Here is a 10,497-nt window from a genome sequence, read left to right on the forward strand (position 1 = left end):
CGAGGCGTCCTTCGGTGCCGACCTCGCGGGCGACGCGGGTGACCTCGTCGGCGAAGGCGGACAGCTGGTCGACCATCGTGTTGACGGTCTCCTTCAGCTGAAGGATCTCGCCGCGGGCCGGCACGTCGATCTTCTGGGAGAGGTCGCCCTTGGCGACGGCCGTCGCCACCTGGGCGATGTCCCGCACCTGGGTGGTCAGGTTGCCGGCCATGGCGTTGACGGAGTCCGTCAGGTCGGCCCAGGTACCGGAGACTCCGGGCACCTCCGCCTGTCCCCCCAGAGTGCCTTCGGTGCCCACCTCCCGCGCCACTCGGGTGACCTCGGAGGTGAAGACCGACAACTGGTCGACCATGCCGTTGAACACGGTGGCGATGTCGCCCATGAGACCGTCGCCGTCGGTGGGAAGACGGGTGCCGAAGTCCCCGTCCCGTACGGCTGTCAGGCCGGCCAGGAGCTGGCGAAGCTCATGGTCGCCGGGAACCGTGTCCAACGACTCGGTCGCGTTGCTGGTCATGCGTACCCTCGTTCCGCTCCCCAGGAGCCCCCGGTCGGGGACTCGGAACCGGGCCGCCCGGGTGAGCGGCCCCGCCTGTCGCGCCTGTGTTTCCGCAGTTCACGGAAGTGTGCGATGAGAGAAATCCGCCGCAGGCTAACCCACGCGGGCGCACGGAAACAAAGCCTCGCGTCACTTCGTCCACACAGGAATTCCAGACCGTGCACACCATGCATGCAAGGCCGGAAACGGGGTAGTCGAACAGGTTTGCCCGGGGCGGCAGCCTGCGCCGTCCCGGGCGATGATCGTGGGGGCCCGGCGGTTTGGCCGGGCGGAGGTCAGGCGACGTCGGGCCCCAGCAGGCCGGTCCGCAGCCCCTGCACCATGCGGCTGATCAACCGCGACACGTGCATCTGCGAGATGCCCAGCTCCTGGCCGATCTCCGCCTGCGTGCGCTCCTCGACGAACCGCAGGTGGAGGATCCGGCGCTGCCGCTCGTCGAGCTCGGCGATGAGCGGCGCGAGCGAGTGGAAGTCCTCCACCAGCTCCAGCGCGGGCTCCTGCATCCCGATGAAGTCGGCCAGCACGGACTCCCCGTCCGCGCCGCCGTCGGAGGTGAGGGCCGCGTCCAGCGAGGCGGAGGTGTAGCAGTTGGACGCCTTGCGCGCCTCGATGACCTCCTCCTCGGACAGCGACATCAGCTGCGAGAGCTCACGGGTGGTCGGCATCCGGCCCAGCCGCGTCTGCAGCTCCTCCGTCGCCCTGGCCAGTTCGACCCGCGCCTCCTGAAGCCGGCGCGGCACGTGCACCGCCCAGCTGGTGTCGCGGAAGAAGCGCTTGATCTCGCCGACGATGTACGGCACCGCGAAGGAGGTGAACTCGACCTCGCGGGTGAGCTCGAACCGGTCGATGGCCTTGATCAGTCCGATCGTGCCGACCTGGACGATGTCCTCCATCGTGTCGCCCCGGCCGCGGAAGCGGGAGGCCGCGTACCGCACGAGCGAGAGATTCATCTCGATGAGCGTGTTGCGCACGTACTGGTGCTCGCGGGTGCCCTCCTCCACGACGGCCAGCCGGTCGAAGAAGCGGCGGGACAGCTCCCGCGCGTCCCTCGGGCTCACCTGGGCGGGGGCGTCGATGAACGGAACCCCTTCGCACGGGCTGCCCGCGCCCGCCCGCGCCGCCGTGGCCGTCGGTGCCTGTGCCGTCACGGCGTTCATTGCGTTCACTCCGTTCGTCGAGCACGTCGATGACGACCGTCTGCCCGTGTGCTCTCGACTCATGCGGCTGTTGTGCACATGCTTTCCGCTGATCCGCGCGCGGGCGTCCCTGCCCGCCCTGCGGTGGCCCGAAACAGGGCGACACGCACCGAATGCGGCCGCACCGGCAGGGTAACCGCAGCTGTGGAACACGAGAAGGGAGCAGCGTGACCATTCACGGAATCTGGTCGTATGCGCCGGGCAGCGGACATGTCGAGGGACAGGACCTCACCGGCTACTCCGTCGTCACGACCGACGGCGCCCTGGGCCATGTGGAGCGCGAGGCCGGGCCGCAGGGGATGCGGCACCTGGTCGTCGACACCGGCGTCTGGGTGTTCGGCAGGAGCGCCGTCGTCCCGGTGGGCCTGGTGAAGGGCGTCGACCACACGGCCCGCGAGATCTCCTTGACCTGCACGCGGGACGAGGTGAAGGAAGCACCGCGCTTCCGCACCGACAGTGAGACCGGCGACCCCGCCTATCTCACCGCCGTCGGCGACCACTACGGCCGCTCGGCGCCGCGGGGGACGTCGGCGACGTGAGGGAGGACGAGTTCGCGACCGTGCGCACCTCCGCGCCCGTGACGCGGGTGACGACCGCGGCGTCCGCCCGCGCTCGTGCCCGCGCGGTGGTGGACTCCCACTGGGACCCCTCGACGCGCCCGGCGCGCGAGGAGGACGTGATCGATCTGCTGCTGGTCGTGTCGGAGCTGGTGACCAACGCCCTCCGGCACGGCGGCGGGCTGGCCGGCTTCGAGGCGACGCCCGTTCCCGACGGGGTCCGCGTCGCCGTCCACGATCACAGCGACGTCGTGCCGGCCGCGGCCTACCGGCCGGGATTCCCGCCTGCCGGACACGGTGCGGGCGGCTACGGCTGGCCGCTGGTCGTCCGGCTGGCCCGCCGGATCGACATCGACCGACGGCCCGCGGGCGGGAAGACGATCAGTGTGCTGCTGCCGGTCCGCGACCGTCCGGCCTGAGGGGCGCGCGCCGCATGCCCGTCGCACCGCGGCCTCACCACGGCAGGAAGACGTGGACGTCCTTGCCCGGTTCCTGGCCCTCGTCCGCGGTCACCACGCTGACCTGGGTGCACAGGGTGTGCACCAGGTACCAGCCGATGCCCCCGCCGCCGCTGTCCGGATGGAACGGCCGCGGGGTCGGCGCAGTGCTGCTGGTGTCGTGCACCGTGACGTGCACCCCGTCGAAGGTCCGGCGCAGCTGCAGCTCGAACGGGCCCGGGGCGTACTGGACCGCGTTGGCGGCCAGTTCCGTGACGATCAGCACGATGTCGTGCCAGCACTCCGGCGCCGTGGGCGGTGACGCCCGCGCCAGGTCGTGGAGGAACTCCTCGGTCGTCAGACGTGCACCCGTCACGTCGTGCGGTTCACCCGCAAAACGGGCCGTTCGGCTCGGAATCGCCCAGGCGGACAATGCTTCGTTACCCCGCGGCTCGGTTGCCATGTCATGTGTGCGGTCCGGTCACGGCCGGGCCGTCGTCCTTTCTCGTGCGGCTGCTGCTGGCTTCGTCCCTAGCTGGGTTCCCGGGCGCGTCCAGGCTACGCGTCCGTCTCGCTTCGGCATATGGCCCTGTCGGACCGCGCGGCACGCCTCGCGGTCGTAGCCCGGCGCGGTTTCCGACGGTCCGTCACACAAGGGTCACCCGGTGTGCCCGAAGGGCCGGAGCGCGCGAGCGTCCGCCCGGTCCCGCGGCCGCCCCGAGCAGGACCGGGCAGACGCCGCGGCCATGCCTCAGCGGAACACGTCGTCCGCGTCGTCCCAGCTCAGGATCTCCTCCTGGGGGCTCTGCCGGGGCAGCCGCGTCCGAGCCTGGTACATCGCCTCGATCTCTGCCGCGTAGTGCGCCACGATCGAGTCGCGGCGCAGCTTCATCGACGGGGTCAGCAGCCCGTTGGTCTGGTCGAAGGGCTGCGGCAGGATGCGGAAGGCCCGGATCGACTCCGAGCGGGACACCGCGCTGTTGGCGGCGGCCACCGCCCGCCCGATCTCCTCGCGCAGCGCGTTCTCCTCGCGCTCCTCGCGCGCCTCCCGGCTCTGCGTGTCGCCGTGCAGCGTCAGGCTTCCGCGCCAGTGCGCCAGGAAGTCGGGGTCGAGCGTGATCAGCGCGCCCACGCAGGGCCGGTTGTCGCCCACCACCACCGCCTGGTGGACGAGCGGATGCATCCTCAGTCGCTGTTCCAGCGCGGTCGGCGCCACGCTCTTGCCGCTGCTGGTGATGATGACGTCCTTCTTGCGGCCGGTGATCGTGAGGTAGCCGTCGGAGTCCAGATAGCCGAGGTCTCCCGTGGCCAGCCAGCCGCCCGACAAGGCCGCCCGCGTGGCCGCTTCGTCGTTGACATAGCCCTGGAAGAGGGACGGGCCGCGCACCAGGATCTCCCCGTCCGCCGCCACCCGGACGTCCGTGCCCGGAAGGGGCTGCCCGACGGTGCCGGACTTCTCCCGGCCGAGCGGCTGCATCGTGATCCCGCCGCTGGTCTCGGTCAGACCGTACCCGTCGTGCACATAGATGCCGATGCCCTCGTAGAAGAGGGACAGGTCGCGGTGCAGGGGGGAGCCGCCCGAGGTGGCGCGGTGGACGCGGCCGCCGAGCGCGGCCCGGAGTCTGCGGTAGACCGTCCGCTCGAACAGGGCGTGCTGCAGCCGCAGGTCGAGCCCCGGCCCGGAGCCGCGGCCCAGGCGCTGCCGCTCGACGGCGGCCGCGAACACCCGCGCCGTCTCCGCCGCCCGCTCGAACAGCGCGCCGCGGCCGGCCTCCTGGGCCACCCGCAGGAAGTTCTTGTAGATCTTCTCGAACACCGAGGGGACCGCGTACAGATACGTCGGACGGAAGGTGCGCAGCGACTCCGTGAGCGCCTCGGCGCCGAGGTCGGGCTCATGGCCCATGAGGATGCCCCCGCGCAGACACAGTCCTTGGATCATCAGCCCGTAGACGTGGGAGAACGGCAGGAAGGCGAGGACGCTCGCCTGTTCGCCCGCGGGCGCCGCCGTGTGCCCCCAGCCGGCCAGGAGCGTGTCGCAGGGCTCGGCCAGACTGCGGTGGCTCAGCGCGCAGCCCAGTTGCCGCCCGGAGCTGCCGGAGGTGTAGGCGATCACCGCGGTGGAGTCGGGCAGCACGATCCGGCGCAGCGAGTTCACCGTGGTGATCGCCACCGACTCACCGCGCTGCGTGAGCTGTTCGAACGCGCCCGCGTCCAACTGCCAGACGTGCCGCAGCGCGGGCAGGGCCGCGCACACGGATCCCACGGTCATGACGCTCTGTTCGTCCTCGACGACCACCCCGACGCAAGCGGCGTCCCGCAGGATCCACTCGACCTGCTCGCGCGAGGACGTCGGATAGACCGGCACCACCTCCGCGCCCACCGTCCACAGCGCGTGACACAGCACCGTCCACTCGTACCGGGTGCGCGCCATGATCGCGACCCGGTGGCCGGGCGAGATCCCCGAGGCCACGAACCCCTTGGCCAGGTCGACGACTTCGTCGCGCAGTTCGACGGCGGTGACCTCCTGCCAGCCGGCCGAGGCCGTCGCGCGCCGGGCGAGCACCGCGAGCGCGGGGGTACGGGCGGCTGTGTCGAAGACGCTGTCGGCGAGCCCTCCGGTCAGGGGCGAGGCGGCTGGGGGAGCGAGAGCGAAGTCGCGCATGCGCTGCTCCTGACGTGTACGGGCTGTGACTCCGCCGACGGGAACTGTCATCGACGGTGGTCGAATGTAGCCCAGGTGGGACCGCTTGTGGCCAGGAACGCATATGTAATCCGCGTTGATGATCTCACCCCGCGGATCGGCTGCCTCAGGCCTGTGTGTGCTCGACGCAGGCGGTGACGACCTCGCGCAGACTGCCCGTGCGCTCCCACACCTCGCGCTGGATCCGGGCCCCGTTGCCCTCCCGCAGCAGTCGGGCGCAGGACGTGCGGGCCCGCTCCAGGTCCCCGCTGTCCGCCAGCGCGCGCTCCACGTGCTCCAGCAGGGCCCGCACGACGGTCTCGGCGGGGGCGCGCCGCATGGTCACCGGGTGCAGCAGGTCCCCGGTCAGACCGCTGCGGGCGGCGCGCCAGTTGGCCAGCCGCAGCAGGCTCACGCTGTGGTCGAGCGGGTCCCGGCCCGACTGCCCTTCCCGGGCGGCCGTCTCGACGAGACCGCGCACCAGCGTCGCGATCAGCAGGGCGGTCTCCGCGTGCAGACAGACGTCCGCCACCCGCACCTCCACCGTCGGATAGCGCGCCGAGAGCCGGGCGTCGAAGTAGACCATTCCCTCATCGAGGATCGTGCCCGTGGCCACCATGTCCGCCACCCGGCGCTGGTAACGCTCCGCCGACCCGAACAGCTCGGTGGGGCCCGCCGACGGCCAGCGCTGCCACACCCGGCTGCGGTAACTGGCGTAGTCGGTCTCCCGGCCCTGCCAGAACGGCGAGTTGGCGCTCAGCGCGACCAGCACCGGCAGCCAGGGCCGGATCCGGTCGACGACGGCCACGCCCTCGTCGTCCGACTCGACGGAGACATGGACATGGCAGCCGCACACCATCTGCTCACGCGTCGCGATCCCGTACTGCTCCGCCATCCACTGGTAGCGCCGGTTCATGCTGACCGAGGGGCGCACCGGCAGCGGTGAGGCGGCCAGCGCGGCGACGGCGCACCCGGCGTCGCGGGCATGACGTGCCGCCTCCCCGCGGATGCGCGCGATCTCCGCGCCCAGCTCGTCCATGCCCGACTGGGGATGGGTGCCGAACTCGAGCATCTGACTGTGCAGTTCCTTCTCGAAGACGTCGTCCTCCCCGGACCGTGAGGCACGGGCGAGGACGGCGGCGGACAGGGACTGCGGCTCGCCCGTCTCCGGGTCGACCAGGAGGAGCTCCTCCTCCACTCCGACGGTGCGCACGCGAGGTGACCTTCCTGCTGGTGGGTGGTACGCACCGACTGCCCCGTCCGCCGGCGTTCAAGCGGACGAGGGCGCCAGCCACACCGTCGCCAGCGGAGGCAGCGTCAGCCTGAGCCCGCCCTCGCCCGGCGTCACGGGAGCGGAACGGCCGACGCCGCTGCCGCCGTACGCGGCCGCGTCGGTGTTGAGCACCTCGCGCCAGGCCGGGACGTCGCCGGGGACGGCGAGCGGGTAGTCGTGGCGCACGACCGGGGAGAAGTTGCTGAGGGCGAGCAGCGGGGCTCCGTGGGCGTCGTAACGCAGGAACGCGAAGACGTTGTCGTCCGCCGCGTCGCCGAGCACCCAGCGGAATCCGGCCGGGTCCGTGTCCCGCTCCCAGAGCGCCGGGGTGGCCCGGTAGACGGTGTTGAGGTCGCGCACCAGGTCCTGCACGCCCCGGTGGTCGCCCGCGAAGGCGTACCCGGGGTCGAGCAGCCACCACTCCGGGCCCTGGCTCTCCGACCACTCCGCTCCCTGCGCGAACTCCTGCCCCATGAAGAGGAGTTGCTTGCCCGGGTGGGCCCACATGAAACCCAGGTAGGCGCGGTGGTTGGCGCGCCGCTGCCACCAGTCGCCGGGCATCTTGGACACCAGAGCCTGCTTGCCGTGGACCACTTCGTCATGGGAGATCGGCAGCACGTAGTTCTCGCTGTAGGCGTACACCATCGAGAACGTCATCTCGTTGTGGTGGTACTTGCGGTGCACCGGCTCCTTGGCGACGTACTGGAGCGAGTCGTGCATCCAGCCCATGTTCCACTTCAGCCCGAACCCGAGCCCGCCGCTGTCGGTCGGCCGGGTCACCCCCTCCCAGGCGGTCGACTCCTCCGCGATGGTGACGACGCCCGGACTGCGGCGGTAGACCGTCGCGTTCATCTCCTGCAGGAACGCCATCGCGTCCAGGTCCTCCCGGCCGCCGAACACGTTCGGCGCCCACTGCCCGGAGTCGCGGGAGTAGTCGAGATAGAGCATGGAGGCCACGGCGTCCACCCGCAGCCCGTCGACGTGGTACTCCTCGCACCAGTAAGCGGCGTTGGCCACGAGGAAGTTGCGCACCTCGACGCGCCCGAAGTCGAACTCGAACGTCCCCCAGTCCGGGTGCTCGGCCCGCCGGGAGTCCCCGGGCTCGTACAGCGGGTCGCCGTCGAACCGGGCGAGCGCCCAGTCGTCCTTGGGGAAGTGCGCCGGCACCCAGTCCACGATCACGCCGATGCCGGCCCGGTGCAGCGCGTCCACCAGGTACTTGAAGTCGTCCGGCGTGCCCAGCCGGGAGGCCGGCGCGTAGAAGCCGGTGACCTGGTAGCCCCAGGAGCCCGAGAACGGGTGCTGCGCGACCGGCATGAACTCCACATGGGTGAAGCCGAGGTCGTCGACGTACGACGGCAGCACGTCAGCCAGCTGGCGGTAGGTCAGGCCCGGTCGCCAGGACGGCAGATGGACCTCGTACACGGAGAAGGGGGCCGCGTGCACGGGGACGTCGCCCCGGTGCGCCATCCACGCGTCGTCCGCCCACTCGTAGTGCGAGGCGTGCACGATCGACGCGGTGTCCGGCGGCACCTCGCTGCGCCGGGCCATCGGGTCTGCCTTGAGGAAGCGGTGCCCGTAGCGGGAGGTGATCTCGAACTTGTAGCGGGCGCCCTCGCCGATGCCGGGCAGGAACAGCTCCCACACCCCGGACGAGCCCATGGAGCGCATCGGGAAGGCGGTCCCGTCCCAGAAGCAGAAGTCCCCGGCGACCCGCACCCCCTGGGCGTTCGGCGCCCACACCGTGAACCGGGTGCCGGCCACCCCCTGGTGCGCCATGGGCTCCGCGCCCAGCGCCTTCCACAGCTCCTCGTGCCGCCCCTCACGGATCAGATGCAGATCGAGGTCGCCGAGGGCGGGCAGGAAGCGGTACGGGTCGTCCACCTTGTGCTCGACGCCCTCGTACGACACCAGCAGCGAGTACGCGGGCGTCTCGGCCAGCGGCAGGACGGCGGCGAAGAGGCCGTCGCCCTCGGAGGCCAACGGCGTGGCATCGCCGTCGATCACGACGCTCACGGCGTCGGCGAACGGGCGCAGCGCCCGGAAGAGGATCCCGTCCGGCGCCGGGTGCGCGCCCAGCAGCGCGTGCGGATCGTGGTGGGCGCCCGCGAGCAGGCGGCCGCGGTCGCCCGGATCGAGCGCGGGCGCCGTGCGCGGGCCAGGACCGGCCGACTCGGGCGGAGAGGTGTCACGCAGGGCCACAGGGGTCAGCCTCCTCGGACGGCGAGTCGCTCGATCGCCGCCATGGGTACGGGCAGCCAGTCGGGACGGTTCCGGGCCTCGTACAGCACTTCGTACACGGCTCGGTCGGTCTCGTAGGCACGCAACAGGGCATGTTTCTTACGGGGGTCCCAGCCGGCGCGGGAGGCGTAGCCCGCGCAGTAGGCCTCCCGGCAACGCCGGGCCCACTCCGGCCGCCACGGGCGGCGCTGGCGGGCGGCGTAGTCGAAGGAGCGCAGCATCCCGGCGATGTCCCGGACCGGGGAGTGGGCGCTGCGCCGCTCCGCCAGCGGACGCGACGGCTCGCCCTCGAAGTCGATGACGAACCAGTCGCGTCCGGCGCGCAGGACCTGACCGAGGTGCAGGTCGCCGTGGATGCGCTGGGCGGGCGGCCCGGCGTCGCACACGGACAGCGCGCGGAACGCGCTGGTGAGCCCCGGCACGAACGGCCGCAGCGCCGGCACGTGGTGCGCCGCCGTCTCCAGCCGCTCGGTCATCGCCGCCGCGGTCCGGCCGTCCTCCGCGTCCGGGCCCGCCGGGAGGGCCGCCGCCAGCGCCAGATGGACGTCGGCCGTGGCGCGCCCCAGCTCCGCGGCCTCGGCCGTGAAGTCGTCACCGCGGGCGAGGGCCCGCAGCGCCAGCGTCCAGCCGTCGGAGGCGTCGGGCAGGAACGGCTGGAGCACGCCGAGGGTCGCCTCCTGCGGATGCGTCGTGCGGAACCAGGCCACCGGCGCGGGCACCCGCCCGCAGCCCTGTCCGGCCAGCGCCACCGGCACCTCCAGATCCGGGTTCACCCCGGGCTGGATGCGCCGGAAGATCTTCAGGATGAACGCGTCCCCGTACACCAGCGAGGTGTTGGACTGCTCGGCCTCCAGCAGGCGCGGTGCGAGCCCGGGGGGCAGCGACACGGACGGGTCCGACTCGAAGCACAACGGGCCCAGCGTGCCGGGGTGGCGCATCCGCTCCAGGAGCAGCTGCGCCGACCGCGGGTCCTGCAACGCGTCGTGGATCGTCAGACCGGCCAGCGGTCCCTCTTCGACCCGCCCGATGAGGGCGCGCCCCAGGCGCGGCGACAGATGCTCCTGGAGGCCCAGCAGCAGCTGGTAGCAGTCGCCGGCCGGGGGAGTGCCGCCGGGGGTCGGGACCCCCGACTGGTCGGCGTGCACCAGCAGATGCAGACAGCCCGGGTACAGCTCGGTCATCGACAGCATGCGCAGATCGGTGAGCGGCCGGTCCTTGCCGGCGAACCAGCGGTGCAGGGGCAGCCACTCGCACAGCAGCGCGGCGAGCGGTCCGACGGTGCGGACGCCGCTCGCGCTGCCCGGTCGCAGGGGTGCGGTCCTCGTCACGGTGACCCATCCTTTCCGCGGCGCACGCTCACCGGCGGCGACCGATCCGGGACGCGGCTCTGGTGAGCCGGAACCAGTAGAAGCCGTGGCCCGCGAGGGTGAGCAGGTAGGGCAGTTCACCGATGGCGGGGAAGCGGACTCCGCCGAACAGCTCGACGGGGTGGCGGCCGTCGTAGCGGCTGAGGTCGAGCTCGGTGGGCTGTGCGAAGCGTGAGAAGTTGTGCACGCA

At 71.9% G+C, this 10,497-nt stretch carries 10 protein-coding genes; 2 read left to right on the top strand and 8 right to left on the bottom strand.

Going from position 1 to position 10,497, the window contains the following annotated elements; translation table 11 throughout:
• Together ACFVYK_RS14815 and ACFVYK_RS14820 are read right to left on the bottom strand one after the other, a co-directional pair.
• A partial coding sequence (locus ACFVYK_RS14815) for a HAMP domain-containing protein (RefSeq protein ID WP_389773244.1) occupies nucleotides 1-514 on the bottom strand: 514 nt, incomplete at its 3' end.
• Between the two features lie 317 nt (nucleotides 515-831).
• Nucleotides 832-1,713, bottom strand: coding sequence for an RNA polymerase sigma factor SigF (locus tag ACFVYK_RS14820; protein ID WP_389773247.1), 882 nt, complete (start codon nucleotides 1,711-1,713; stop codon nucleotides 832-834).
• 206 nt (nucleotides 1,714-1,919) lie between these two features.
• On the opposite strand from ACFVYK_RS14820, the gene ACFVYK_RS14825 reads away from it, so the two are divergent.
• Together ACFVYK_RS14825 and ACFVYK_RS14830 are read left to right on the top strand one after the other, a co-directional pair.
• Nucleotides 1,920-2,291 carry a PRC-barrel domain containing protein gene (locus tag ACFVYK_RS14825; protein ID WP_389773250.1) on the top strand — a complete coding sequence of 124 codons (372 nt, stop codon included), beginning with the start codon at nucleotides 1,920-1,922 and terminating at the stop codon, nucleotides 2,289-2,291.
• Entirely contained in the window at nucleotides 2,288-2,728 is a 441-nt protein-coding gene (locus tag ACFVYK_RS14830) for an ATP-binding protein (protein ID WP_389773252.1), read from the top strand. The genes ACFVYK_RS14825 and ACFVYK_RS14830 overlap by 4 nt, the downstream gene beginning before the upstream one ends.
• Before the next feature lie 34 nt (nucleotides 2,729-2,762).
• On the opposite strand, the gene ACFVYK_RS14835 is transcribed toward ACFVYK_RS14830, so the two are convergent.
• The 6 genes from ACFVYK_RS14835 to ACFVYK_RS14860 form a co-directional block, all read right to left on the bottom strand.
• Complete coding sequence (locus tag ACFVYK_RS14835; protein WP_389773255.1) at nucleotides 2,763-3,209, bottom strand: ATP-binding protein; 447 nt, start codon at nucleotides 3,207-3,209, stop codon at nucleotides 2,763-2,765.
• Nucleotides 3,210-3,497: 288 nt separating this feature from the next.
• Nucleotides 3,498-5,408, bottom strand: coding sequence for an AMP-dependent synthetase/ligase (locus ACFVYK_RS14840; protein WP_389773257.1), 1,911 nt, complete (start codon nucleotides 5,406-5,408; stop codon nucleotides 3,498-3,500).
• A gap of 145 nt (nucleotides 5,409-5,553) precedes the next feature.
• Nucleotides 5,554-6,639, bottom strand: coding sequence for a glutamate--cysteine ligase (locus tag ACFVYK_RS14845; RefSeq protein ID WP_389773260.1), 1,086 nt, complete (start codon nucleotides 6,637-6,639; stop codon nucleotides 5,554-5,556).
• 57 nt (nucleotides 6,640-6,696) lie between these two features.
• A complete protein-coding gene (gene glgB / locus ACFVYK_RS14850; RefSeq protein WP_389773263.1) occupies nucleotides 6,697-8,901 on the bottom strand; it encodes a 1,4-alpha-glucan branching enzyme in 2,205 nt (734 codons plus the stop codon).
• A 5-nt stretch (nucleotides 8,902-8,906) separates the two neighbouring features.
• Nucleotides 8,907-10,268, bottom strand: coding sequence for a maltokinase (locus ACFVYK_RS14855; protein ID WP_389773265.1), 1,362 nt, complete (start codon nucleotides 10,266-10,268; stop codon nucleotides 8,907-8,909).
• 28 nt (nucleotides 10,269-10,296) lie between these two features.
• Nucleotides 10,297-10,497: alpha-glucosidase C-terminal domain-containing protein (locus ACFVYK_RS14860; protein ID WP_389773268.1), on the bottom strand; the 201-nt coding region annotated here is incomplete at its 5' end.

This window comes from Streptomyces sp. NPDC058291 (assembly GCF_042880855.1).
Taxonomy (GTDB): Bacteria; Actinomycetota; Actinomycetes; order Streptomycetales; family Streptomycetaceae; genus Streptomyces.